At 66.5% G+C, this 22,527-nt stretch carries 25 protein-coding genes, 1 tRNA gene and 1 riboswitch; of the genes, 20 read left to right on the top strand and 6 right to left on the bottom strand.

From position 1 onward, the window contains the following. On the bottom strand, positions 1–479 hold a 479-nt coding region (locus IN820_RS12040; protein WP_268939452.1), incomplete at its 3' end, for a contractile injection system protein, VgrG/Pvc8 family. A 389-nt stretch (positions 480–868) separates the two neighbouring features. Further along, positions 869–971: riboswitch (guanidine-I (ykkC/yxkD leader) on the top strand. A 48-nt stretch (positions 972–1,019) separates the two neighbouring features. Here IN820_RS12040 and IN820_RS12035 point away from each other — a divergent pair. From IN820_RS12035 to IN820_RS11985, 11 genes are read left to right on the top strand one after another with little or no spacing between them, the layout of a single operon-like run. After that, positions 1,020–2,021 (top strand): ABC transporter substrate-binding protein, encoded by a 1,002-nt coding sequence (locus IN820_RS12035; RefSeq protein WP_193681212.1) that lies wholly within the window; start codon positions 1,020–1,022, stop codon positions 2,019–2,021. Positions 2,022–2,065: 44 nt separating this feature from the next. Continuing rightward, positions 2,066–3,088: a fatty acid desaturase family protein gene (locus IN820_RS12030; RefSeq protein WP_193681211.1), complete on the top strand. Its 1,023-nt coding sequence runs from the start codon at positions 2,066–2,068 to the stop codon at positions 3,086–3,088. 1 nt (position 3,089) lies between these two features. Beyond that, entirely contained in the window at positions 3,090–3,878 is a 789-nt protein-coding gene (locus tag IN820_RS12025) for an SDR family NAD(P)-dependent oxidoreductase (RefSeq protein WP_193681210.1), read from the top strand. After that, the gene (locus IN820_RS12020; protein WP_193681209.1) at positions 3,878–4,636 is read left to right on the top strand and encodes an SDR family NAD(P)-dependent oxidoreductase; all 759 of its coding nucleotides are present in this window, start codon (positions 3,878–3,880) and stop codon (positions 4,634–4,636) included. Before IN820_RS12025 ends, IN820_RS12020 begins: the two co-directional genes overlap by 1 nt. Then, positions 4,633–5,517, top strand: a complete 885-nt coding sequence (locus tag IN820_RS12015) for a DMT family transporter (RefSeq protein WP_193681208.1) — start codon at positions 4,633–4,635, stop codon at positions 5,515–5,517. Before IN820_RS12020 ends, IN820_RS12015 begins: the two co-directional genes overlap by 4 nt. Then, positions 5,514–6,275 carry a creatininase gene (locus IN820_RS12010; RefSeq protein ID WP_193681207.1) on the top strand — a complete coding sequence of 254 codons (762 nt, stop codon included), beginning with the start codon at positions 5,514–5,516 and terminating at the stop codon, positions 6,273–6,275. The genes IN820_RS12015 and IN820_RS12010 overlap by 4 nt, the downstream gene beginning before the upstream one ends. Next, positions 6,272–6,928, top strand: a complete 657-nt coding sequence (locus IN820_RS12005) for a cysteine hydrolase family protein (protein WP_193681206.1) — start codon at positions 6,272–6,274, stop codon at positions 6,926–6,928. The genes IN820_RS12010 and IN820_RS12005 overlap by 4 nt, the downstream gene beginning before the upstream one ends. Beyond that, positions 6,925–7,707 carry an N-acyl homoserine lactonase family protein gene (locus IN820_RS12000; RefSeq protein WP_193681205.1) on the top strand — a complete coding sequence of 261 codons (783 nt, stop codon included), beginning with the start codon at positions 6,925–6,927 and terminating at the stop codon, positions 7,705–7,707. The genes IN820_RS12005 and IN820_RS12000 overlap by 4 nt, the downstream gene beginning before the upstream one ends. After that, a complete protein-coding gene (locus tag IN820_RS11995; RefSeq protein ID WP_193681204.1) occupies positions 7,704–8,513 on the top strand; it encodes a hypothetical protein in 810 nt (269 codons plus the stop codon). The genes IN820_RS12000 and IN820_RS11995 overlap by 4 nt, the downstream gene beginning before the upstream one ends. Continuing rightward, entirely contained in the window at positions 8,510–9,385 is an 876-nt protein-coding gene (locus IN820_RS11990) for an ABC transporter permease (RefSeq protein ID WP_193681203.1), read from the top strand. Before IN820_RS11995 ends, IN820_RS11990 begins: the two co-directional genes overlap by 4 nt. 2 nt (positions 9,386–9,387) lie before the next feature. Then, the gene (locus tag IN820_RS11985; protein WP_193681202.1) at positions 9,388–10,227 is read left to right on the top strand and encodes an ABC transporter ATP-binding protein; all 840 of its coding nucleotides are present in this window, start codon (positions 9,388–9,390) and stop codon (positions 10,225–10,227) included. A 21-nt stretch (positions 10,228–10,248) separates the two neighbouring features. On the opposite strand, the gene amt is transcribed toward IN820_RS11985, so the two are convergent. Continuing rightward, entirely contained in the window at positions 10,249–13,644 is a 3,396-nt protein-coding gene (gene amt, locus IN820_RS11980; protein WP_193681201.1) for an ammonium transporter, read from the bottom strand. Positions 13,645–13,841: 197 nt separating this feature from the next. After that, complete coding sequence (locus IN820_RS11975) at positions 13,842–14,867, bottom strand: alpha/beta fold hydrolase (protein ID WP_193681200.1); 1,026 nt, start codon at positions 14,865–14,867, stop codon at positions 13,842–13,844. Between the two features lie 145 nt (positions 14,868–15,012). Here IN820_RS11975 and glnT point away from each other — a divergent pair, with 145 nt between their 5' ends. The 3 genes from glnT (at position 15,013) to IN820_RS11960 (ending at position 18,150) form a co-directional block, all read left to right on the top strand. Beyond that, on the top strand, positions 15,013–16,377 hold the full coding sequence (glnT, locus tag IN820_RS11970; protein WP_193681199.1) for a type III glutamate--ammonia ligase: 1,365 nt from the start codon (positions 15,013–15,015) through the stop codon (positions 16,375–16,377). 14 nt (positions 16,378–16,391) lie between these two features. Next, entirely contained in the window at positions 16,392–17,459 is a 1,068-nt protein-coding gene (locus tag IN820_RS11965) for a putative urea ABC transporter substrate-binding protein (RefSeq protein WP_193681198.1), read from the top strand. A gap of 64 nt (positions 17,460–17,523) precedes the next feature. Beyond that, positions 17,524–18,150, top strand: coding sequence for a TetR family transcriptional regulator (locus IN820_RS11960; protein WP_193681197.1), 627 nt, complete (start codon positions 17,524–17,526; stop codon positions 18,148–18,150). A 32-nt stretch (positions 18,151–18,182) separates the two neighbouring features. Here the strand turns inward: IN820_RS11960 and IN820_RS11955 are convergent, their stop codons facing one another. From IN820_RS11955 to IN820_RS11945, 3 genes are all read right to left on the bottom strand, one after another. Further along, positions 18,183–18,584, bottom strand: a complete 402-nt coding sequence (locus IN820_RS11955; protein WP_193681196.1) for a helix-turn-helix domain-containing protein — start codon at positions 18,582–18,584, stop codon at positions 18,183–18,185. A gap of 10 nt (positions 18,585–18,594) precedes the next feature. Then, on the bottom strand, positions 18,595–18,876 hold the full coding sequence (locus IN820_RS11950; RefSeq protein WP_193681195.1) for a type II toxin-antitoxin system HigB family toxin: 282 nt from the start codon (positions 18,874–18,876) through the stop codon (positions 18,595–18,597). A 240-nt stretch (positions 18,877–19,116) separates the two neighbouring features. Further along, positions 19,117–19,206 (bottom strand) — tRNA-Ser (locus tag IN820_RS11945). A 127-nt stretch (positions 19,207–19,333) separates the two neighbouring features. Here IN820_RS11945 and IN820_RS11940 point away from each other — a divergent pair. The 6 genes from IN820_RS11940 (at position 19,334) to IN820_RS11915 (ending at position 22,457) form a co-directional block, all read left to right on the top strand. Beyond that, a complete protein-coding gene (locus tag IN820_RS11940) occupies positions 19,334–20,002 on the top strand; it encodes a Bax inhibitor-1/YccA family protein (protein WP_038660536.1) in 669 nt (222 codons plus the stop codon). Positions 20,003–20,091: 89 nt separating this feature from the next. Further along, entirely contained in the window at positions 20,092–20,484 is a 393-nt protein-coding gene (gene tusD / locus IN820_RS11935) for a sulfurtransferase complex subunit TusD (protein ID WP_193681194.1), read from the top strand. Further along, complete coding sequence (gene tusC, locus IN820_RS11930; RefSeq protein WP_193681193.1) at positions 20,484–20,843, top strand: sulfurtransferase complex subunit TusC; 360 nt, start codon at positions 20,484–20,486, stop codon at positions 20,841–20,843. The genes tusD and tusC overlap by 1 nt, the downstream gene beginning before the upstream one ends. Next, the gene (gene tusB / locus IN820_RS11925; RefSeq protein WP_193681192.1) at positions 20,843–21,145 is read left to right on the top strand and encodes a sulfurtransferase complex subunit TusB; all 303 of its coding nucleotides are present in this window, start codon (positions 20,843–20,845) and stop codon (positions 21,143–21,145) included. The genes tusC and tusB overlap by 1 nt, the downstream gene beginning before the upstream one ends. Beyond that, positions 21,142–21,477, top strand: coding sequence for a TusE/DsrC/DsvC family sulfur relay protein (locus IN820_RS11920; RefSeq protein ID WP_193681191.1), 336 nt, complete (start codon positions 21,142–21,144; stop codon positions 21,475–21,477). Before tusB ends, IN820_RS11920 begins: the two co-directional genes overlap by 4 nt. Beyond that, positions 21,474–22,457 carry a glycosyl transferase family protein gene (locus IN820_RS11915; RefSeq protein ID WP_193681190.1) on the top strand — a complete coding sequence of 328 codons (984 nt, stop codon included), beginning with the start codon at positions 21,474–21,476 and terminating at the stop codon, positions 22,455–22,457. Before IN820_RS11920 ends, IN820_RS11915 begins: the two co-directional genes overlap by 4 nt. Positions 22,458–22,527: the final 70 nt, after the last annotated feature.

The raw sequence follows: 22,527 nt of genomic DNA, 5'->3' as shown, positions 1-22,527 counted from the left end.
CGCTGGATGAAGTGCAGGTCGGATTCGTCGTACTGCACGCAGTAATCGCGTTCGGGGTAGACGTAGGGGCCGAGCTGGAAGCGGTAGTCGGTGCCGTCGAGCAGGCCATGGTCTTCGAGCACCTCGGCGATGATCTGCGGTGCCGTCAGGTGCTGGAAGATGCGCTGGTCGACGCTCTGGCCGAGGTAGGCGAGGACCGGCCGCAGGCTGATGGCATAGTGGGTCAGGCGTTTGCCCGAGTCGCCCTGTTCGATGCTGTAGATGATGCCGTGCACGCCTTTGCCGGAGGGGCCGAAGGCGAGGTAGGCGGGCTGGTTGATCAGCGCATCGAGGTCCAGGTCGGGACGCTCGCTGACCAGTTCGATGTCGAAGCGATAGGGGTGGTTGAGCGCCTCCCGGCCTTCGAAGGCCACTACCTGCAGATCGGTTTCCTGGTTGGCGATGGCGAAAGTGATATGCGCCTGGTTGGCATCCTGCATGCCTTGGCCTCCTTCCTTGAGTTCGGCGAAGGCCGGAGGGTGAGCGATGATGGCGTTCGGTTCAATCACGGAGGGGCGACAGCATGACTGGGATCACGTTCTTCGGGAGCGGAGGACGCAATGGGCACCCAGCCGAAAATAACCGGCCAGCGCCACCTGACAAGGCAGCCCATCACTGCCAACCGGCACCATCGCGGCGCACCCCTCCCCATTTGTGCGCACACGGCTCATGCCCCGGCGGCGCTACAAAACCGCCTCATCGATCCCAAGCCAATGAATCCAAACGATAAACAGCAAAAAACGAAAAATGGCACGCAACCTGCTCTATCACAGGTGAACGGGATGAGTCGCCTCCGGCACTCATGACGCTTGGCACAATCAGGAGTTGCTTCAAGGAGAACTAGGGTTCCGGCTCACAGGGAGTGGGCGCTGGTCCGAGAGTTCTCCGGTCCCAGGGACGGGACTACACGGAGGGATAAAAGCCCGGGAGACGCGATGTCATCCCGTGCCTGTCATTCCAATGTGTAGGGAAATCACGCCATGTCCACACTGCGCTCGCTGAACAAGACCCTCATTGCTGCCAGCCTCGCGGCTGCCGCTCTGTTCTCGCCGCTGGTCACCCAGGCCGCCGAGAAGCTGAAGATCGGCACCGTCGTCTGGGCCGGTTACGGCCCCTTCTACGTCGCGGACAAGCTCGACCTGTTCAAGCCCCATGGCCTGGACGTCGACCTGCAGTTCTTCAACGACCCGGCACTGATTCCCACCGCCATGGTCAGCCGCGCGCTGGATGGCGGCATGCTCACCTACGACCAGGTGGTCGCCTCGGTGGCCAAGGGCCTCAAGCACCGCGTGGTGATGCCCATCGACTTCTCCAACGGCGGCGACGCCATCGTCGCCGATGCATCGGTTCAGTCCATCGCCGACTTCAAGGGCAAGAAGATCGGCTTCAACCCGCTGTCGCCATCGGATTTCCTGCTGGCCTACGCGCTGCAACAGAACGGCATGAGCGAGAAGGATATCGATGCGGTCAACATGACCCCCGAAGGCATCCCCGGCGCCATGGCCTCGGGCAACCTGCCGATCGGCGTGACCTATGAACCCAACGTCTCGCAGATTCTCTCCATGGGCACTGGCGACAAGTTCAAGGTGGTCTATTCGTCCAAGGATGCGCCGGGCCTGATCACCGACGTGCTGGTCTTCGACGAGGCGGTGATCGCCAGGAAACCCGCCGCCATCAAGGCAATGATCCAGGGCTACCTGGACGGCCTGGCCTACATGCAGGCCCACCCGGACGAGTCAGCCAAGATCATCGGCGAGGTGCTCGGCGTCAGCGCCGAAGAAGCCGTCGAGCAGATGGCCGGCGCCTACAACCTGCCGCTGGAGGAAATGGCCAAAAGCTTCGCACCCGGCGACGACACCCACTCGTTCCACGGCAGCGGCGCGATCATCGCCAAGCTGCTCAAGGACAACGGGCAAATCCCGACCATCCCCGACTTCAGCAAGACCTACGACGCCCAGTTCACCGAAGCGCTCGCCCAGTAAGCCGATGCCAGGCGGGCCGCCGCCCGCCCAGGCTGGAGAACACCATGACCGCCAAACCCCTGTACCGCTATGCCGACGGCCGAGTGCCCAACACGCTGGCCATTCTCTATACCGCATTGGCCTATTTCGGCGGCCTGGCCCTGCTGTTCGCCGCCAACGGCTGGCTGAACGCGCTGGGCACGCTGCTGCTGGCCCACGGCATGATCATCGCCGCCTACCTGATCCACGAGTTCGCCCACGGCGCGATCTTCAGCGTGCCCAAGCACAACGAATGGGCCGGCAACGTTTGCAGCTGGCTGTGCGGCAGCTGCTACGCCGAATTCCAGGACCTGCGCAAGAAGCACATGCGCCATCACGTCGACCGCGCCGACGTGATCACCTTCGATAGCAAAGCGTTTCTCAAGGCGCGCCCGATGTGGCTGCAGAAGCTGGTGCTGGCGCTGGAATGGGCCTACGTGCCGGCGGTCGAGCTGATCATGCACTTCTACGTGATCGCCCTGCCCTTCGTCACCGACAACGAAAAGCATCGCGCCCGCCGGTCAGCGGTCGCCCGCGTGCTGGCGATCCGCATGCTGCTGTTCGCCGGGCTGGCCGCGATTTCGCTCAAGGCGGTGCTGCTCTATGCCGTGGCCTGGATGATCATGCTCAGCGTGCTGCGCTTCGCCGATGCCTACCAGCACACCTATGAAGCCTTCGCCGTGCTGGAAGATGGCGGCAAGCTGCCGGAGGACAAGCGCCGCGACCGCAGCTACGAGCAGCAGAACACCTACAGCAACGTGGTCTCCGAGCGCTGGCCGGCGCTGAACCTGCTGCTGCTCAACTTCTCCTTCCACAACGCCCACCACGAGAAGCCGGTGGCGCCCTGGTACCGCCTGCCCAAGCTGCACGCCGAGCTCTACGGCAGCACCTACAACCAGGTGATCCCGATGCGCAAGCTGCTCGGCAGTTTCCACCGCTACCGCGTGCGCCGCGTGCTGGACGACGACTACGGCGTGGTCGGCCAAGGGCCGGACAAGGCCGACAACTTCTACGGCGCCGTGGGCGTCTCCTTCCTGACGGCGGTGTGACATGCACAAGGCACTGGATTACCGCGGCCGCTGCGTGGTCATCACCGGCGCCGCCGGGGGCATCGGCCGCGGCCTGGCGCAGAGCTTCGCCGCCGCCGGCGCCACGCTGGAACTGCTCGACCGCGATGCCGAGGCGCTCGCCCAGCTCGCCGACGCCCTCGGCGCCGACACGCCGTTGCACTGCACGGCACTCGACCTCGGCGACCGCCAGGCGGTGCAGCAGTATGCCGACGACCTCGCCTGTCGCGGCCTGCAGGCCGACGTGCTGGTCAACAACGCCGGCGTCGAGTACGCCACGCCGCTGGCCGAATGCAGCTTCGAGGCCGACCAGCGCTGGTCGGCCCTGCTGGAGAACAACGTCGGCTCCATGCAGCGCCTGACCCGCGCGCTGTTGCCGCGCCTGCGCGCCGGCGCCAGCGTGATCAACCAGGCCTCGATCTGGGGCCTGAAGGGCGTACCGGGCTTTTCCGCCTATGTGGCGAGCAAGCACGCGGTGGTCGGCCTGACCCGTTCGCTGGCCTGGGAACTGGGCCCGCGGCGCATCCGGGTCAATGCGGTATGCCCCGGCTGGATCGGCACCGACGCGGCGATGCGTTCGCTGCAGGTGATGGCCGACGCCAACGGCCGCAGCGACAGTGCCGAACTGGCGGCGATCCTCGCCAACCAGGCCATCCCTGAGCTGCTGACTCCCGCCGATCTGGGCGGCACCTTCCTCTTTCTCGGATCGCCGCTGGCGGCCGCGCTGACCGGCCAGGCGCTGTCGGTCAGCCATGGCGAGGTGATGCACTGATGGTTGGGCAGGCGCTGCAGGGGCAGGTCGCGCTGGTGACCGGCGCCGCGACCGGCATCGGCCGGGCCACCGCCCTGGCGCTGGCCACCGAGGGCGCGCGGGTGTGGATCAACCATTGCGGACAGCAGGACCTGGCCGAGCAATTGGTCGAGGAAATCATCGCCTATGGTGGCGACGCCTGCGCCGTCGAGGCCGACGTCAGCGATCCGGCCGCGGTGGCGGCGATGTTCGAGACCATCCTCGGCGCCGGCCCGCTGGATATGCTGGTGAACAACGCTGGCGTGATCCTGGAAAAACCCTTTCTCGCCACCGACGAAGCGGACTGGGCCCGGGTACTCGGGGTCGACCTCAGCGCGGTCTACCGCTGCTGCCGCCATGCGCTGGCGCACATGCAACCGCGCCGCAGCGGGGCGATCGTCAACGTCACCTCCGATCTCGGCTTTCTCGGCCGCGAGCACTACGCCGCCTACTGCACGGCCAAGGCGGGTGTCATCGGCCTGACCCGCTCGCTGGCGCGCGAGTTCGCCGCCGACGGCATTCGGGTCAACGGCGTCGCGCCCGGCCCGATCGCCACCGCCATGGTCAGCCCGGAACACATGAGTGAGCAGTGGATGGCCAAGGAGCTGGCGATCCCCATGGCGCGCCTGGGCACCCCGGAGGAAGTGGCCGCCACCATCGTCTTCCTGCTCTCGCCCCGGGCGAGCTATTTCACCGGACAGATGCTCGGGCCCAACGGCGGCTCCTGGATGGGCGCATGACCAGCCTGATGCCGCAAAGCATGCTGGTCGGCGGCGCCGTGATGTGGGGCCTGGGCTGGTTGCCGCTGCAGTTCTTCGCCGCGCGCGGCCTGGCCGGCATGCCGCTGGTGCTGCTGACCTACAGCCTGCTCAGTCTGCTGGCACTGCCGGTGCTCTGGCAGCAACGCCGGGAGTGGGCGAGCCAGTATCGCCACGTGATCACCATGGGCCTGTGCGGCGGCTGGGCCACCGCTGCGCTGGTCACTGCCCTGGCCGAAGGCAACGTGGTACGGGTGATGCTGTTGTTCTACCTGGCTCCGGTCTGGGCGATGCTCGGCGGCTGGCTGCTGCTGGGCGAACGATTCAGTGCTGCGCGGCTCTTCGCCCTGGCGCTGGCGATGCTGGGCATCGCGCTGACCCTGGGCATCGGCGACACGACCCTGGAGCCGCTCGCCGCCAACGACTGGCTGGCGCTATCCGCCGGGCTGGCCTTCAGTCTCAACAACCTGGCGACACGTGCCGCCGACCGGGTGCCGCTGGCGAGCAAGGCGCTGGTCAGCTTCGTCGGCAGCGCGCTGCTCGGCGCGCTCTTCTGCCTGTTGTTGCGACAGGTTCCGCCGCCCATCGATTTCACCCTGGCCTGGCAGCTCGGCCTGTTCGCCCTGATCTGGCTGGTCAGCATGGCCGCGGTGCAGTACGGCCTTACTCATCTGGAGGCCGGTCGCGCCGCCGTGCTGGTGGTGTTCGAGCTGATCGCCGCGGTGCTCTCCTCCGCCTGGTTCGGCAGCCATGCCATCGGCCCTAACGAATGGCTCGGTGCCGCACTGATTACCGCCGCCGCGCTGATCGCCGGCTGGCCCGAACGTCCCGTCCCCGCCGCGATAAGGAGCACCTGCGCATGATCGTGCACATGGACCGACTCAGTTGGGTCGACTACGAACGCCGCGTGCGCGAAGGCGCCGTGGTCCTGCTGCCGTGCGGCGCCACCGAGCAGCACGGCCCGCACCTGCCGCTGGGCACCGACGCGCTGCTGGCCAGCGCGATCAGCGCCGACGTCGCCCGGCAGGTCGGCGGGCTGGTCGCACCGGCGCTGTCCTACGGCTACAAGTCGCAGCCAAAATGCGGCGGCGGCCAGCACTTCTGTGGCACCACCAGCCTGGACGGCGCGACTCTCAGCGCGCTGGTGCGCGACGCGGTGCGCGAATTCCATCGCCATGGCGTGCGCCGCCTGGTGCTGGTGGTCGGCCACTACGAGAACCAGTGGTTCGTCGCCGAAGGCATCCAACTGGCGCTGCGTGAGCTGGGGCCGGATGCCGGCCTCGACGTGATGCGCCTGGAACACTGGGATTTCTGCCGCGAACAGACCCTCACCGATGTCTTCCCCGAGGGCTTTCCGGGCTTCGCCCTGGAGCATGCGGCGGTCATCGAGACCTCGCTGATGCTGCATTACCACCCCAGTCTGGTGGCGCTGGAGCGCATCCCCGACGACGGTCCCGCCGACTTCCCGCCCTACGACATGTACCCCAGCCGCATCGAGTGGGTACCGCCGTCCGGCGTGCTGTCCTCGGCGAAAGGCTCCAGCGCGGCGAAGGGCCAGCGGCTGGCGGAGGATATCGTCGACGGCATCGTCGCCGCGGTGCGCAAGGAGTTCGCCCTGTGAGCGCCGCGACAGGCCTGCAACCGCAGCGCACCGCCCTGCTGGTGATCGACATGCAGCGCGACTTCTGCGCGCTGGGCGGTTACGCCGACCGGGCCGGCATGGACGTGACCCGCCTGCGCGCGCCGATCCCGGCGATCCAGGCGCTGCTGGATCGCGCCCGCGGCCTCGGCATGCTCGTCGTGCATACCCGCGAAGGTCACCGCGCCGATCTCTCCGACCTGCCCGAGCCCAAGCGCCGCCGCGCCGAAGCGACCGGCGCGCCCATCGGCAGCCCCGGCCCGCTCGGGCGCCTGCTGGTCCGTGGCGAATTCGGCCACGGCCTGATCGACGAGCTGCAGCCGCGCGCCGCTGAACCGGTCATCGACAAGCCCGGCTACAGCGCCTTCGCCCACACCGACCTGGAGCTGATCCTGCGCCGGCGCGGCATCGAGCGGCTGATCCTGACCGGGGTGACCACCGAGGTCTGCGTGTCCTCGACGCTACGCCAGGCCATCGACCTGGGTTTCGACTGCCTGACCGTCAGCGACGCCTGCGCCTCGGCCGACCCGCGCCTGCAGGCCGCCGCGCTGGCGATGATCGAGGTCGAAGGCGGTCTGTTCGGCGGCGTGATCGACAGCGCCACCCTGCTGCAGCGCCTGGAGGGTTCGGCATGACCGACGTCCTGCGGCTCTGGCCGCTGCTGACCGCCACGCATCGCTACGACAAGTCGATCTCCACCCGCAACCGCGGGCAGGGCACGCTGATCGACGCACCGATCCTGGCCTTCCTGATCGAGACCCGGCAGGGGCGCGTGCTGTTCGACGTCGGCTGCGACTATGCCAAGCTCAGCGATCCGGCGGCGCGGGCACGCTGGTACGACCCGCTGGAATTTCCCATGGGCCCGCCCGAAATGCGCGAAGACCAACGCCTGCCCGCGCATCTGGCCCGGCATGGCCTGACGCCGGCCGATATCGATCTGGTGTTCCTCAGCCATCTGCATTTCGACCACGCCGGTGGCCTGTGCGAGGTCTGCGGCTGCGACGTGCACGTGCACGAGGCCGAGCTCGCCGCAGCCCGCGCCCAGGCCGACGATGCCTACTTCGCCGACGACTTCGCCGGCGACCATCGCTGGAAGCCGCAGCGCGAGGAATACGAACTGCTGCCGGGGCTGCGGGCGATCAATAGCCCAGGCCACACCGCCGGCCACATGTCACTGCTGATCGAACTGCCGCAGGGCAAACCGGTGATCCTCGCCGGGGACGCCGCCGATCTGAGCGAGAACCTCATCGATGAAGTCGCCCCCGGCCTCTGCTGGCAGGATCGCGACGACCTGGCGCTGGCCAGCATCCGCAAACTCAAGGTGCTGGCCGGCGAGGCCGGTGCCGACGTCTGGCCGAATCACGACATGGCCTTCTGGCGCACCCTCAGACGCTTCCCGGAGTACCACGCATGAAAACCGTACCCGATGCCTACCTCGGCGTGTGGCGCCGACGCCTGCTGACCACCACCGCCGGCCTGCGCGACGAAACCAGCGAGGTCTATTGGCTGCAGACCGCCCGGCTGCACGCCGATGTGCGCCTGCCCCGGCCACAGCCGCTGCCACCGGCCGCCTCCCTGGAAACCTGCAGCCACGCCCAGCAGATGGCGCTGTGCGAACAGGCCGGGTTCGCTGGCGTCACCGACGTCAACGGCGACATCTGCCAGTGGTACCGGCTGATCGACTTCCAGCCGCCGGGCGGCCCTGCCGATATCGGCTGCATGCGCTTCGAAGGCTCCGACCGGCTGCTGGAGGATGGGCTGGATGGCAGTTACCACGAAGTATGGCAACGCGTGCCCGAATCTGACGGGGTCAACTGGGGCATCTGGCTGCAGGCGGCCGAACAGCCCGCGCGCCAGGCCTGCCTGCTGGTCGCGGGCGACTATTTCATGTTCGCCGCCGACCGCCCGCAGCCACTGGCCGCCGGTGCCGGCCACTTGCGCGAGCAACTGGCCGGCGCCAGTCCCGCGCTGCGCCCACAGTGGCTGGCCTGCGAGCTGTCCTTCGGCCGCCATCGCAACGGCGCCACCCCCTGGCAGATCACCCATTCGACGCTGCCGGGACGTGTTGGCGATGCGCTGCTGCCCAGCTATTGGCGCTTCGCCGATCCAGCCAACCTGCCCCGCGAGGATCTCGCCTGCCTGGGCCGCTACACCCCGGCCGCCGGCTGGGTCAGCGCCGCACTTCCCACGCCCACCGCCCCGCAGGAGGTGCCCGCATGACCGTGCAGATCGCCATCGCCCCGTCCGCCGCCAGTCGCACCGCGGAACAGCCGGGCACCCAGGCTCCCGCCCCGCAGCCCCGACACAAGAGCCGTTTCTGGAGCATTCGCGGCGAACTCTCGCGGCGCACTGCCTGGCTGCTCACCGGCGCCGGGCTGAGCCTGCCCTTCGTGCTCTGGTGGCTGTGGACCGCGCTCGGCCTGGCCGACCCGATGTTCATGCCGAGCCCCGGCGCGGTGCTCGAGCGCATCGGCCGCTGGTGGACCGGCGAGGGATTGCTCACCGACATCGGCATCAGCGTCTGGCGGGTGATGGCGGGCTTCGGCGCCTCGGCGCTGATCGCCCTGCCGCTGGGGCTGTACATCGGCACCTATCGCCCGGTGCAGGCCTTTCTCGAGCCGCTCACCGACTTCATCCGCTACATGCCGGCGGTGGCGTTCATTCCGCTGGTGATGCTCTGGGTCGGCATCGACGAGGGCTCCAAGGTGCTGATCATCTTCATCGGCACCTTCTTCCAGATGGTATTGATGGTCGCCGAGGACGTGCGGCGCGTGCCCATGGCGCAGATCGAGGCGGCACAGACCATGGGTGCCAACCGCGGCGAGATCGTCAAGCTGGTGATCCTGCCGTCGGCCAAGCCGGCGCTGCTCGACACCCTGCGCATCACCTGCGGCTGGGCCTGGACCTACCTGGTGGTGGCCGAGCTGGTGGCGGCCAACTCCGGGCTCGGCTACGCCATCCTCAAGGCGCAGCGCTACATGCACACCGACAAGATTTTCGCCGGCATCCTGCTGATCGGCCTGATCGGCCTGTTCACCGACCAGGCCTTTCGCTGGCTGCACCGCCGCGCCTTCCCCTGGATGAGGAAATGACCATGTCCGATAGCAAGATCCGTGTCCGCCAGGTCGGCAAGACCTTCGTCAGCGACCAGCGTGAAGTGCAGGCCCTGGACGCCATCGACCTCGACATCCAGGCCAACGAGTTCGTCACCTTCGTCGGCGCCTCGGGCTGTGGCAAGTCCACCCTGCTGCGCATCATCGCCGGGCTGGAAACCCAGAGCCGTGGCGAGATCCTGCTCGACGGCAAGGCCATCGACGGCCCCGGCGTCGACCGCGCCATGGTCTTCCAGCACTACAGCCTGTACCCCTGGCTGACGGTGATGCAGAACATCAAGTTCTGCCGCCAGCTCAAGGTGATCGGCGACACCGTGCGCAACGACGGCGACGTGGAAACCGCCGCCGGCCGCGCCGACGCGCTGCTCAACCTGATGGGCCTGACGCGCTTCACCGACGCCTACCCCAGCCAGCTCTCCGGTGGCATGCAGCAGCGCGTCGCCATCGCCCGCGCGCTGATGCCCAAGCCCGCCACCCTGCTGATGGACGAGCCGTTCGGCGCGCTGGATGCGCAGACCCGCGAAGTCATGCACGACCTGATCCGCCATGTGCACAAGCTGGAGAAAAGCACCATCCTGTTCGTCACCCACGACGTCGAGGAAGCCATCTACCTGGGCAGCCGCATCGTGCTGATGGCGCCGCGCCCCGGTCGCATCGACTCGATCTACGAGGTGCCGCTGCCGGCCCAGCGCAACCAGGACATGAAGCTCGCGCCGGAATTCACCGCGCTCAAGCGCGAGATCCTCGGCCGCATCCGCGAAACCTCCGGCATGCAGACCGATCTCGACCAGTTGGCCAGGCTCACCGCCGTCGCCGGCTGAAGGCGCGGCGAACCGCCTGCTTCAGCGCGGCATCATCCGCACGCCGGACAGTTCGGTCAGCGGCCGCGGCCGCCCCAGGTGATAGCCCTGCACGAAGTCCACGCCGATCTCCTGCAGGCAGTCGAGGATGGCCTGCGACTCGACGAACTCGGCCACCGTCTGCAGCCCCATCTCGTGGCCGATGGCGTTGATCGAGGCCACCATGGCCCGCGCGATGGGGTCGTGCTCGATGTCGCGGACGAACACGCCGTCGATCTTCAGGTAGTCCACCGGCAGCGTCTTCAGGTAGCCGAAGGACGACAGCCCGGAGCCGAAGTCGTCGAGGGCGAAGCTGCAGCCGGCCGCCTTGAGCTGCTCGATGAATTTCATCGCGCGGCTGAGATTGGCGATGGCCGCCGTTTCGGTGACCTCGAAGCACAGGCATTCGCTGGGTATCCGGTGGCGCTCGATGGCCTCCAGGATGAATTCCAGAAAGCTCTCCTCGCCCAGCGACATCGCCGACAGATTGATCGAATAATGACCGATCGCCCCCTTCTGGCGCCGGCACAGGTCGCCGACCCAGGCGAGGAAGTTGCCCACCACCCAGCGGTCCACCGCCGGTGCCAGGTCGTAGCGCTCGGCCGCCGGCATGAAGGCACCGGGCGGGATGATGCTGCCATCCTCGCCGAGCATCCGCACCAGCACTTCGTAGCGCGGCAGGTCGTCCGGCTGGCGCGACGACACGATCGGCTGCACGTACAGCCGCAGGCGGTCGCCATCCAGCGCCTGGCGCAGGCGGTGGGTCCATTGCATCTCGCCGCGGCGCTCCAGCAGTTGCTGGTCGTCGGCCTGATAGACGTGCACCCGGTTGCGCCCGCCCTCCTTCGCCGCGTAGCAGGCGCTGTCCGCCGCGCCGAGCAGCGGGCCGAGGCTGCGCGCATTGGCGTCGATACCGACCAGGCCGATGCTGGCGCCGATGGCGAAGCTCTTGCCCTCCCAGTTGAAGCGGAACTCGTCCACGGCGCGGCGAATGCCCTCGGCGATCAGCACCGCCTGTTGCAGCGGGCAGTCGAGAAAGAGGATGCCGAACTCGTCGCCACCCAGGCGCGCGAGCACGTCGGTGCTGCGCATGCGGGTCTTCAGCAGGCGTCCCAGCTGACGCAGCAGTTCGTCGCCGGCGGCGTGCCCGCAGGTGTCGTTGACCACCTTGAACTGGTCGAGGTCCATGTAGCAGAGCACGTGCTCACGGCCATCCTCCGGCTGTTCGCGCAGCAGGCGCTCGAGCTGGCGTTCGAAGGCCGAGCGGTTGACCAGGCCGGTGAGGTTGTCGTGGTTGGCCTGGAAGGTCAGCTTGCGCGCCAGCTGGCGGGTGACGGTGACATCGCGGAAAGTCAGCACCATGCCGATGACCGTACCGTCCGAATCGCGGATCGGCGCCAGCGCATCCTGGATCGCGATGCGGGTGTCGTCGCGCCGCTCGAGAATCCCCGGCGGTCGCTCGGTATGGCCGCTGGCATCGCTGCGTCGACGCAGTGCTTCGCCGGTAGCCGTGGGCAGCCGTGCGCCGGACGTCTCGTCGAATACCCGGTAGACCTCTTCCAGCGGTAGATCCTGCGCCTGCTCCTGTTGCCAGCCGGTCAGCTGTTCCGCGCTGGGGTTGAGATAGCGAATGCGCCCCTCGCGATCGGTGGTGATCACGCCATCGCCGATGGACGCCAGGGTGACCTGGGCCAGGCGCTTCTCGGCGAACAGCTGCTCCTCGATGCGCCGCCGCTCGGTGATGTCTCGCACGGTGCATACGTAGACTTCCTGGGCGCCTCCCTGGCTCGCGGTCAGTTCGGCGGCGAACGGTTGGCCGTCGCGGCCGTGCAGCAACAGCTCGCAGGTGACCTCGCCGCCCGTCGGCGGCAGCAGCGAGCCGGACCAGGAAGAGCCGCAGGCGATGAACTGTTGTAGCGGCTGGCCGACGATACGCTCGGCGGGCAGGCCCAGCAGGCGCTCGGCACCGGGATTGCAGCTGGTCAGCACGCCGTCGCCGGTGTAGGTGACGATGCCGTCGCGGATGTCGCGAACGATACTCTGGGTCTTCGCCACAGCACTCTGCAACGCACGGATGACCTTGTTGTACTGCGCGGCGATCTGCCCCACCTCGGTGAACGGCTCGACCTCGACCTCGCGGTGGAACTGGCCCTGGCGCTGGTGCTCGTCCATGGCGCTGAGCAATTCGATCAGTTCGGTGCGCGCGCCGTGTTCGCTGACGTTCAGGCCGATGCGCTCGTGTTCCGGGTCGACCCGCAACGGGTAGTGACGATTGATCATCCGCAGCAGCAGATAGGTCGCGCCGAAGGCCCAGACGGCGCAGGCCAGCATACCCTCGACCTGTACCAGCAACTGCCCGCCACGGTCGAGGCCGGTACCCAGCAACAGCGGGTCGCCGAACAGCCCCACGGCCAGGGTGCCCCAGATGCCGGCGGCCAGGTGCACCGGCACCGCCCCCACCACGTCGTCGATGCGCCAGTGCAGCAGCAACCGCTCGGCCAGGCACATGGTCAGGCTGCCGCCCAGGCCGATCAGGATCGCGGACGGCCCGCTGACGGCATGCGCGCCCGCGGTGATCGCCACCAGCCCGGCGAGCATGCCGTTGAGCGGCAGCACCGGCTCGATATGGCCGTGACGCCACCAGGACACGATCATCGCCGCGACGATACCGGCCATGGCGGCCAGCACCGTATTGACGATGATGCCCGGCACGCGCAGGTCGAACGCCAGCGTGCTGCCACCGTTGAAGCCGAACCAGCCGAACATCAGCAGCAGGCCGCCGAGCATCGCCAGCGGGAGGTTGGAGCCCGGCATGTTGCGGCGCCGCCAGGCCGGATCGAAACGCCCCGAGCGCGGCCCCAGGACCATCACCGTCGCCAGTGCGATCCAGCCGCCAACGCCGTGCACCACGGTGGAGCCGGCGAAATCCACGAAACCGCGCTCGGCCAGCCAGCCCTGCCCTTCACGGAAGACGCCGCCCCAGGCCCAGTGGCCGAACAGCGGGTAGATCAGCCCGGCCGACAGCGCGGCGACGATCAGGTAGGCATTGAAGCGCATCCGCTCCGCCGCGGCGCCGGAGACGATGGTCGCCGCCGTGGTGCAGAACATCGCCTGGAACAGGAAGAACGCCAGCGACCAGCTCTCGTCGATGGCGAAGGAGGTGAAGAACAACCCGCTCCCGGCCAACCCGTTGTGGCTGGCGCCGAACATCAGCGCGAAGCCGAACAACCAGTAGACCATCAGCGCGATGCACAGATCGGCCATGTTCTTGGTCGCGACGTTGATGGCGTTCTTGCTGCGGGTAAGGCCCGCTTCGAGGCAGAGGAAGCCGATCTGCATGTTGAACACCAGGCCGGCGCATAGCACTACCCAGAGGGTATCGATCGAGGCTGTTGGCATCATGTGTCCACGCATGAAAAAGGGATCGCCAAACCGCGCCCCCGGTCGAAGAAGCGGATGGCATTAAGCCACTGCCAGATTCATGCCATGGAATCGGCTATCCGCCAAGCGTAGGTTGGCGCTGGGTGCAGCGAAGCCCAACGATTCATGCCAGGACGCATCCAGTCTGGGCCGTACCCCGCCGCGGGACGAACCGCTCATTGCCTGCCGAGCAACGCCCGCATCGCCGCGAAAATCTGTGCCATGGCCTGTGGGTCGCGTCCCGGGCCGCCGGCGCAATGCCCCCAATCGGACTCCAGCACGCGCAATTCGGCGTTCGGCATCAAGGACGCTTCGTGGCGTGCATCGTCGACGGTGAAATACAGGTCGGTGCTGCCGGGCATCACGATGGTGCGAGCCTGAATGCGCCCCAGCGCCTCGGCCAGCGAGCCACCGCCGAAGCTGTGAGCCGGGTCCGCGCACTGCCAGGTATCCAGCACGCAGAGCAGGTCGTTGGCGTCCTGCTCCAGATGGTCGCGCTCCCAGTAATCGAGCAGTGCTTCGACGCTGGCGAAGCCGAGGCCGCGCCACAGCTCACGACGGAAGAACGCCTGGGAATAGGCCCAGCCGGCATAGGCACGGCCGAACGCCCGCAAGCCCCGTTCGGGCGGCGTGGCGTAACGCCCACCCTGCCAGTCGGCGTCGGCGCAGAGCGCCGCCTTTACTCCTTCGAGAAACACCTGATTATGCGGCCAGCAGCGCGCGGTGCAGCAGAAAGGCAGGATGGCACGCATCCGCTCGGGATAGGCCATCGCCCAATAGAGCGTCTGCATGCCGCCCATGGACCAGCCGGTCACCAGCGCGAGCTGCCAGTCGTCGCCGAACAGGCGGTCGAGCAGTGCCTTCTGCACCCGCACGTTGTCCAGCAGGCTCACACGCGGGAAATCCGCGCCCTGTTGGCCGGGCGCCGCGTTGCTCGGCGAGGTCGACCAGCCAGCCCCCAGCAGGTCGGTCAGCACAATGCAATGTTCGCCGGTGGCGAGCGGACTATCCGCACCAAGCAGGGGCAGGCTGCCCCAATGTGTACCACCGTAGTAGCTCGGAATCAGCACCAGGTTGTCCCGCGCCCGGTTCGGCGTACCCAGCACCTGATAGCAGATGCGTGCATTGCGCAGCCGTTCACCGCCTTCCAGGCTCACCTCGCCCAGTGCGTGGAATTTCTTTTCCTTTCTGATTTCAAGCATCTGCAAGTCTCCTGGACCACTGGACGGGCGCGTCGGCAAGGCCAGCCGCAGCCCGTTTCTATACACGCTGGCATGTATATTGGATGAAGGAATCGTGCCAGCGGTGCCAGCGCATCGCCCCCATGACTCCAAGGAGTGCAAGCCGATGACCAGCTTTCCCCTCTCCTCCGTCGAGGAGCTGAAACAGCAGCTGCAGGACAAGGGCGTGAAATACGCCATGGCCAGCTACGTCGACATCCATGGCGTGATCAAGGGCAAGTTCGTCCCCCTCGCCCACCTAGGCCAGATGCTCCGGGGTTCGGAGCTGTACACCGGGGCGGCGCTGGACGGCGTGCCGCAGGACATCAGCGACAACGAGGTGGCTGCCATGCCGGACCCGGCCAGCGCCACCCAGTGCAGCTGGAACCGCGACCTGGCCTGGTTCGCCAGCGATCTCTACCTCGACGGCAAGCCCTTCGACGCCTGCTCGCGCAGCATCCTCAAACGCCAGACCGAGGCGGCCGCCGCGCTGGGCTATACCTTCAATCTCGGCATCGAGACCGAGTTCTTCCTGTTCAAGGACACCCCGGATGGCGGCTTCGCGCCAATCTCCGCACGTGACGACATGGCCAAGCCCTGCTACGACCCGCGCCTTTTGATGGACAACCTGCCCATCGTCGACGAACTGGTGGAGGCCATGAACGAGATGGGCTGGGGCGTCTACTCCTTCGACCACGAGGACGCCAACGGCCAGTTCGAAACCGACTTCAAGTACACCGACGCCCTCGGCATGGCCGACCGCTTCGTGTTCTTCCGCATGATGGCGGGCGAGATCGCCCGCAAGCACGGCGCCTTCGCCACCTTCATGCCCAAGCCCTCGGCCAACCGCACCGGCAGCGGCGCGCACTACAACATGTCGCTGGCGGACATCGACACCGGCAAGAACCTCTTCGAGGTCGACGGCGATGATCCCTATGGCTGCGGTGTGACGCCGCTGGCCTATCACTTCATCGCCGGGGTGCTGAAGCATGCCAAGGCGATCTGCGCGGTCATCGCGCCGACGGTCAACAGCTACAAGCGGCTGATCCGCAAGGGCGCCATGTCCGGCTCGACCTGGGCGCCGGTGTTCTGCTGCTACGGCAACAACAACCGCACCAACATGCTGCGCATTCCGTCCCAGGGCGGCCGGGTCGAATGCCGCGCGGCCGACATCGGTTGCAACCCTTATCTCGGCGCGGCGATGATCCTCGCCGCCGGCCTCGAAGGCATCCGCGAGCAGCTCGATCCCGGCCAGCCGCACCGCGAGAACATGTACCACTACAGCGAACGGGAAGTGGCGCAGATGGGCATCGAAACCCTGCCGCGCACCCTCGACGAAGCCATCGACGCCTTCGAAGCCGACCCGCTGTCGCGCCAGGTGTTCGGCGATGCGATGTACCAGGCCTTCGTCGAGTTCAAGCGCGACGAATGGAATGCCTACCACACCCATGTTTCCGACTGGGAAATCCAGCGCTACCTGAAGTTTTTCTAAAAGGGAGTCTCACCATGCACGGCAAGATCATGAAAAAGCTGCTCTGCGCCGGGGCCATCGCCCTGACCACCCTCATCCCCCTGGCCCAGGCCGAGGAGAAATCGACCTTCAATCTGGCCTGGACCATCTACGTCGGCTGGATGCCCTGGAAGTACGCCGACGAGTCCGGAATCATGAAGAAGTGGGCGGACAAGTACGGCATCGAAGTGAACATCACCCAGATCAACGACTATGTCGAATCCATCAACCAGTACACCGCCGGCCAGTTCGACGGCGTGGTCGCCACCAGCATGGACGCGCTGTCGATCCCTGCGGCAGGCGGCGTCGACACCACCGCGCTGATCGTCGGCAGCTACTCCAACGGCAACGACGGCCTGGTGATGAAAGGCACCGATGACCTCGAGCAGATCAAGGGTCAGGACGTGCATCTGGTCGAGCTCTCGGTTTCCCACTACATCCTGGCCAAGGCGCTGGACAGCGTCGGCCTCGCCGAGAAGGACGTGAAGGTGGTCAACACCTCCGATGCCGACATCGTCGCCGCCTTCAGCACCAATGACGTGCGCAACGTCGCCACCTGGAGCCCGCTGCTGCAGGAAGTGGCCGCCGCACCCGATGCGCACCAGGTGTTCGACTCGGCCAGCGTGCCGGGCCATGTGAAGGATCTGTTGATCGTCAACAGCGAGACGCTGGCCGACAACCCGGCCTTCGGCAAGGCGGTCACCGGCGCCTGGTACGAAGTGATGGCGATCATGGCCAGCGACACGCCGGAAGGCGCCGAACTGCGCGCCCAGCTCGGCGCCGCGTCCGGCACCGACCAGGCCGGTTACGAGGCCCAGCTGAAGGGCACGCACATGTTCTACACCCCGGCCGAAGCGGTGAGCTTCATCTCCAGCGCGCAGGCCTATGAAGCCGTGGACAGCGTGCGCAAGTTCTCCTTCGACCATGGGCTGCTGGGCGATGGCGCCGATTCGGCGGATTTCGTCGGCATCGCCATGCCGGCCGGCACACTCGGCGACCAGGGCAACCTCAAGCTGCGCTTCGACACCACTTACATGCAGATGGCCGCCGACGGCGCGCTATGAAGGCTTGCCACGCAGCGCCCGCCGACGGCACGCTGCGTGGCCGCTGCGCATTTCGAGGAGCCCCATGCGCCGTACCAAAGAAGACGCCGAACAGACCCGCCTCAAGGTCATCGCCGCGGCACTCGAACTGTTCAGCCGCAATGGCTATTCGAACACCACGCTGGCGATGATCGCCCAGGCCGCCGGCTTCAGCCGCGGCCCGATCTACTGGCACTTCAAGAACAAGGACGAGCTCTACCAGGCGGTGCTGACCTTTTCCCAGGAGCCGCTGGAGCGCCTGATCGAGCGCAGCCGGACGCTGGGCGAGGAGCCGCTCGTCGCCATCGAGCATTTCGTGCGCGAGTGGTTCCGCCTGCTGCTGGAAGACCGCTGGTATCGCCAGTCCTTCGAGATCCTGCTGAACAAGACCGAACTCACCGCGCAGATGGCCAGCACCCTCAAGCGCGAACGCAAGCTGACCCGCGACATGGTGCAACTGCTGGAAGAACTGATCGAACAGGCCCAGCGCGAACGACGCATCGGCGCGCAGCAGCCCCCGCGTTCACTCGCCGTGCTGCTCTACTCCAGCCTGATGGGTATCACCCACACCTGGCTGTTCTCGCCGAAGCTGTTTTCCCTGCGGGAACAGGCCGAGCAGTTGGGCGACGGCCTGTTGGACATGCTGATGGTCAGGACACCCACGCAGTCCTGAAGCGGCGGAGCGCGGGGGCGCGGAAACGAAGATCAAAAGAACACGTCTGCCGGCACGTTGAAGCGCTGCGCCAGCGCCCGAATGTGGCGCACGTTGAGCCGGCGCTTGCCGTTGAGGATTTCCGAAACGACGGACTGGGCGCCAACCTCGGGGAGATCGCTCTGGCTGAGCTGATGCTCGGTCATCAGGAAGCGCAGCACCTCATGCCCAGGCACCTCGGGCAGAGCGTAGTGCATCGCGTCATAGGCAGCGATCAGGTCGCCCATTTGCGAGGCGAGAGCGGCGAGCGGATGGCGTTCCTCGCCACCGATCTCGTCCAGCAGTTCGTCCAGCGCTTCGACCAGAGCGTCATAGTCGGCCTCCGTTTCCGGCGGAGTGAGCAGCGGAGCCACGTAGCGCCAGTGCTCGGTTGCTTGCTTGAGGAGTGCGCTCATATGCACCTCACTACCATTGGTTGCGGTCGTACTCTTTGTGATCGAGGACGGCTCTGATGAAGACTTTCCTGTAGACGTAATCCACCGTGGCTATGAGCCGCAGCTTGTTACCACCGATGTCGAATACGTGCTTGTCACCGACCTTTTCCACGCTGGGAAAGAGCTGCTTCATGGCGGCGAAGTCCTTCGGCTCGACCTTGCTGATCAACCGGTACCAGGCATCCAGTGCGGTGGCTGAGTGGTGCCACTTTTCCTTGGCTTCCCAGATGCGCTTCTGGGTGATGACATGCATGCTCGACGTTCGTATCGCAAATTGCTATGCGGTACGGTATTGCAGTATCGAATATATAGCAAGCTGCTATTCAGCGGCATGAAGGCGCTTCCACTCCATAGCCGCTGCGCGTGGCCGTGATGACATATGGGGGAAAAGCAGGCGTGGGCTCATGAAACCAAACTGGGACCACGCAAACGCCCTTTTCCGCTCCCCAGAAACGCCGAAGGCCCCGGAATACGGGGCCTTCAGGATTGGATATGGCGGAAGCGCAGAGATTCGAACTCTGGGAAGGGTCTCCCCTTCGGCGGTTTTCAAGACCGCTGCCTTCAACCACTCGGCCACACTTCCATTAAAGCGGGCGCAATAGTACCGGATAGAAATACACTGTCAAACACTGATGCTGGGCATCGAACTTGCTTCTGCTATGATCCGGGACAAATCGTCTCAGGCTTGATTTCATCCAAGGAGTGTCGCCATGCACGAACACGAATACGCGCTTAGCCACACGCAGGTCGAACAGCGTGAGGTCAGCAAGGTCCTGCGCAATACCTATGGGCTGCTGGCCATGACCCTCGCCTTCAGCGGCCTGGTCGCCTACATGGCCATGCAGGCCAACGCCGCCTACCCGAACATCTTCGTGGTGCTGATCGGCTTCTACGGACTGTTCTTCCTCACCGCCAAGCTGCGCAATTCGGTGTGGGGGCTGGTATCCACCTTCGCCCTGACCGGCTTCATGGGCTACACCCTCGGGCCGATCCTCAACATGTACCTGGGTCTCGCCAACGGTGGCGAGCTGATCAGCTCGGCGTTGTCGATGACCGCGCTGGTGTTCTTCGGGCTCTCGGCCTACGTGCTGATCACCCGCAAGGACATGAGCTTCCTCAGCGGCTTCATCACTGCCGGTTTCTTCGTATTGATCGGCGCCATGCTGGCCGGCTTCTTCTTCCAGATCACCGGGCTGCAACTGGCGATCAGCGCCGGCTTCGTGCTGTTCTCCTCGGCGTGCATCCTGTTCCAGACCAGCGCCATCATCCACGGCGGCGAGCGCAACTACATCATGGCCACCATCGGCCTGTTCGTTTCGCTGTACAACCTGTTCATCAGCCTGCTGCAGCTGCTGGGCATCTTCGGCGGCGACGACTGATCGGCCCTGCCTGAAACGAGCCCGCTTCGGCGGGCTTTTTCATGCCCGCAGCTGGCGTATCATGTCGGCTGTCTCGCAATGGTGTTCCGATGAAATTCGCAATCGCCCTGTTCGCCTCCCCCCATTCGCCGGCCGCGCGCCGCGCGCTGCGCTTCGCCGAAGCGACACTCGCCGGCGGGCACGAGATCGTCCGGCTGTTCTTCTATCAGGACGGCGTGCACAGCGCCTCGGCGAATGTCGTGGCGGCGCAGGACGAGCCGGATGTGGCCGCCGAATGGAGCCGCTTCGTCAGTGCCAACCGGCTCGACGGCGTGGTGTGCATCGCCGCCGGGCTGCGCCGCGGCGTGCTGGACGAAGGCGAAGCGCAACGCTACCGGCGCCCGGCCGCGAACCTGGCGGCGGGCTGGGAGCTGTCCGGCCTCGGCCAGCTGCACGAAGCGGCGCAACAGGCCGACCGCCTCGTCTGCTTCGGAGGTCACTGATGGCCCGTTCGATGCTCGTCATCAGCCGCCAGGCCCCCTGGTCCGGCCCGTCGGCACGCGAGGCGCTGGATATCGTTCTGGCCGGCGGCGCTTTCGAGCTGCCGTTGGGGCTGCTGTTTCTCGATGACGGCGTGTTCCAGCTCGCCGCCGCCCAGCAGCCGGCGCAACTCGAACAGAAGGACCTGACCGCCAACCTGCAGGCGCTGCCGCTGTTCGGTGTCGAATCGCTCTATGCGGCGCGGCGCAGCCTCGCCGAGCGTGGTCTCGACGAACAGGCGCTGCCACTGTCCGTCGAGGTGCTCGACGATATCGGACTGAGCGCCCTCATCAACCGCTACGACCATGTGATCACGATCTGATGGCGACCCTGCACCTGCTTTCCCACTCCCCGTTCGCCGACGACCGGCTGGCGAGCTGCCTGCCGCTGCTGGGCGCCGACGATGCGCTGTTGCTGAGCGGCGATGCCGTCTACGCGCTACATGCGAACACCCGCCAGCGCCAGGCGCTGGAAAAGTTGCCCGAAACGGTCGCGCTGTTCGCCCTGGAAGAAGACGTCCGGGCCCGGGCGCTGGAGGCCTTGCCCGCCCGGGTCACCCTGGTGGACTACCCCGGCTTCGTCGAGCTGAGCTGTCGCTACGAACGGGTCAACAGCTGGCTATGAATACGTTGTGCGTCGACGGGCGCGCCATCGCCCTGGACCAGGATGGCTTCCTGCTCGACCTGCAGGACTGGAACGAGGCCGTGGCCCAGGCTCTGGCCGAGCGGGAGGGATTGGCGCTCGAAGCCGAGCACTGGGAAATCCTCCGGCTGCTGCGCGAGTTCCATGCCGAGTTCCAGCTCTCGCCCGCCACCCGGCCGCTGATCAAGTACACCGCGTTGAAGCTGGGGCCGGAAAAAGGCAACAGCCTGCACCTCAACCGCCTGTTCAAGGGCACCCCCGCCAAGCTGGCCGCCAAGCTGGCCGGGCTGCCGAAACCGAGCAATTGCCTATGAGCCTCGAAACCCCAGCAGAACACCCCTTCGCCGTCTTCGTGCGCATCCTCGGCAAGGGCAAGCGTGGTGCCCGCGACCTGACCCGTGAAGAAGCCCGCGAGGCCATGGGCATGCTGCTGGACGGCAAGGTCGAGGACGCCCAGCTCGGCGCCTTCCTGATGCTGTTGCGGCACAAGGAGGAAAGCGCCGAGGAACTGGCCGGTTTCACCGAAGCCGTGCGCGAGCGCCTGCCCACCCCTGCCATCGAGATCGACCTGGACTGGCCGAGCTATGCCGGCAAGAAACGCCACCTGCCCTGGTACCTGCTGGCGGCCAAGTGCCTGGCCGCCAACGGCGTCCGCATCCTGCTGCATGGCGGCGGCGCGCATACCGCCGGGCGCATCTATACCGAGCAGCAGCTGGAACTGCTCGGCATCCGCCGCTGCGAGGACTGGGAACAGGCCGCGGCGACGATCGAGCGCGAGCGCATCGCCTTCATCCCCCTCGGCGCCTGGATGCCGGTGCTGCAGCGCATGATCGACATGCGCAACCTGCTCGGCCTGCGCTCGCCGATCCACTCGCTGGCGCGCCTGCTCAACCCGCTGGGCGCCCGCTGCGGCCTGCAGAGCATCTTCCACCCCGGCTACCAGGACACCCACCGCCAGGCCAGCACGCTGCTGGGCGACAACGCCATCGTCATCAAGGGCGAAGGCGGCGAAGTGGAAATGAATCCGGACAACATTTCCCACCTCTACGGCACCCGCGCTGGCGCCGCCTGGGACGAGGAATGGCCGGCGCTGTCCGAGCGCCGCCACGTCAAACCGGCGCAGCTGGACCCGCAGCAGCTGCTCGCGGTCTGGAACGGCACGCAGGAAGACCCTTACGGCGAGTTGGCGGTGGTCGCCACCATGGCCCTCGCCTTGCGCGGCCTGGGGCAGCCGCGGGAAGCGGCATTCGAGCAGGCCCGCCGCTATTGGCAGCAGCGTCATTCATCGATTTAGGCGATAGGATCCACCGACCGTTCGGGTGCATCGATCGAACCATCGTCCCTAGACTGCCTCCTAATGCGTA

Origin of the sequence: Pseudomonas lopnurensis (genome assembly GCF_015070855.1) — a bacterium.
Classification (GTDB): domain Bacteria; phylum Pseudomonadota; class Gammaproteobacteria; order Pseudomonadales; family Pseudomonadaceae; genus Stutzerimonas; species Stutzerimonas lopnurensis.
Note: the sequence above shows the minus strand (reverse complement) of the source record. Positions and strands in the feature narration are given on the sequence as shown.

What these genes read in the sequence shown, in the direction of transcription:
- IN820_RS11960 (WP_193681197.1), top strand. Translation starts at nt 17,524, where the DNA reads ATGCGCCGTACCAAAGAAGACGCCGAACAGACCCGCCTCAAGGTCATC.
- IN820_RS11990 (WP_193681203.1), top strand. Translation starts at nt 8,510, where the DNA reads ATGACCGTGCAGATCGCCATCGCCCCGTCCGCCGCCAGTCGCACCGCG.
- tusC (WP_193681193.1), top strand. Translation starts at nt 20,484, where the DNA reads ATGGCCCGTTCGATGCTCGTCATCAGCCGCCAGGCCCCCTGGTCCGGC.
- IN820_RS12015 (WP_193681208.1), top strand. Translation starts at nt 4,633, where the DNA reads ATGACCAGCCTGATGCCGCAAAGCATGCTGGTCGGCGGCGCCGTGATG.
- glnT (WP_193681199.1), top strand. Translation starts at nt 15,013, where the DNA reads ATGACCAGCTTTCCCCTCTCCTCCGTCGAGGAGCTGAAACAGCAGCTG.
- IN820_RS11920 (WP_193681191.1), top strand. Translation starts at nt 21,142, where the DNA reads ATGAATACGTTGTGCGTCGACGGGCGCGCCATCGCCCTGGACCAGGAT.
- IN820_RS12035 (WP_193681212.1), top strand. Translation starts at nt 1,020, where the DNA reads ATGTCCACACTGCGCTCGCTGAACAAGACCCTCATTGCTGCCAGCCTC.
- IN820_RS11985 (WP_193681202.1), top strand. Translation starts at nt 9,388, where the DNA reads ATGTCCGATAGCAAGATCCGTGTCCGCCAGGTCGGCAAGACCTTCGTC.
- IN820_RS11995 (WP_193681204.1), top strand. Translation starts at nt 7,704, where the DNA reads ATGAAAACCGTACCCGATGCCTACCTCGGCGTGTGGCGCCGACGCCTG.
- tusD (WP_193681194.1), top strand. Translation starts at nt 20,092, where the DNA reads ATGAAATTCGCAATCGCCCTGTTCGCCTCCCCCCATTCGCCGGCCGCG.
- IN820_RS11915 (WP_193681190.1), top strand. Translation starts at nt 21,474, where the DNA reads ATGAGCCTCGAAACCCCAGCAGAACACCCCTTCGCCGTCTTCGTGCGC.
- IN820_RS12000 (WP_193681205.1), top strand. Translation starts at nt 6,925, where the DNA reads ATGACCGACGTCCTGCGGCTCTGGCCGCTGCTGACCGCCACGCATCGC.
- amt (WP_193681201.1), bottom strand. Translation starts at nt 13,644, where the DNA reads ATGCCAACAGCCTCGATCGATACCCTCTGGGTAGTGCTATGCGCCGGC.
- IN820_RS11955 (WP_193681196.1), bottom strand. Translation starts at nt 18,584, where the DNA reads ATGAGCGCACTCCTCAAGCAAGCAACCGAGCACTGGCGCTACGTGGCT.
- IN820_RS12010 (WP_193681207.1), top strand. Translation starts at nt 5,514, where the DNA reads ATGATCGTGCACATGGACCGACTCAGTTGGGTCGACTACGAACGCCGC.
- IN820_RS11965 (WP_193681198.1), top strand. Translation starts at nt 16,392, where the DNA reads ATGCACGGCAAGATCATGAAAAAGCTGCTCTGCGCCGGGGCCATCGCC.
- IN820_RS11950 (WP_193681195.1), bottom strand. Translation starts at nt 18,876, where the DNA reads ATGCATGTCATCACCCAGAAGCGCATCTGGGAAGCCAAGGAAAAGTGG.
- tusB (WP_193681192.1), top strand. Translation starts at nt 20,843, where the DNA reads ATGGCGACCCTGCACCTGCTTTCCCACTCCCCGTTCGCCGACGACCGG.
- IN820_RS12030 (WP_193681211.1), top strand. Translation starts at nt 2,066, where the DNA reads ATGACCGCCAAACCCCTGTACCGCTATGCCGACGGCCGAGTGCCCAAC.
- IN820_RS12020 (WP_193681209.1), top strand. Translation starts at nt 3,878, where the DNA reads ATGGTTGGGCAGGCGCTGCAGGGGCAGGTCGCGCTGGTGACCGGCGCC.
- IN820_RS11975 (WP_193681200.1), bottom strand. Translation starts at nt 14,867, where the DNA reads ATGCTTGAAATCAGAAAGGAAAAGAAATTCCACGCACTGGGCGAGGTG.
- IN820_RS11940 (WP_038660536.1), top strand. Translation starts at nt 19,334, where the DNA reads ATGCACGAACACGAATACGCGCTTAGCCACACGCAGGTCGAACAGCGT.
- IN820_RS12025 (WP_193681210.1), top strand. Translation starts at nt 3,090, where the DNA reads ATGCACAAGGCACTGGATTACCGCGGCCGCTGCGTGGTCATCACCGGC.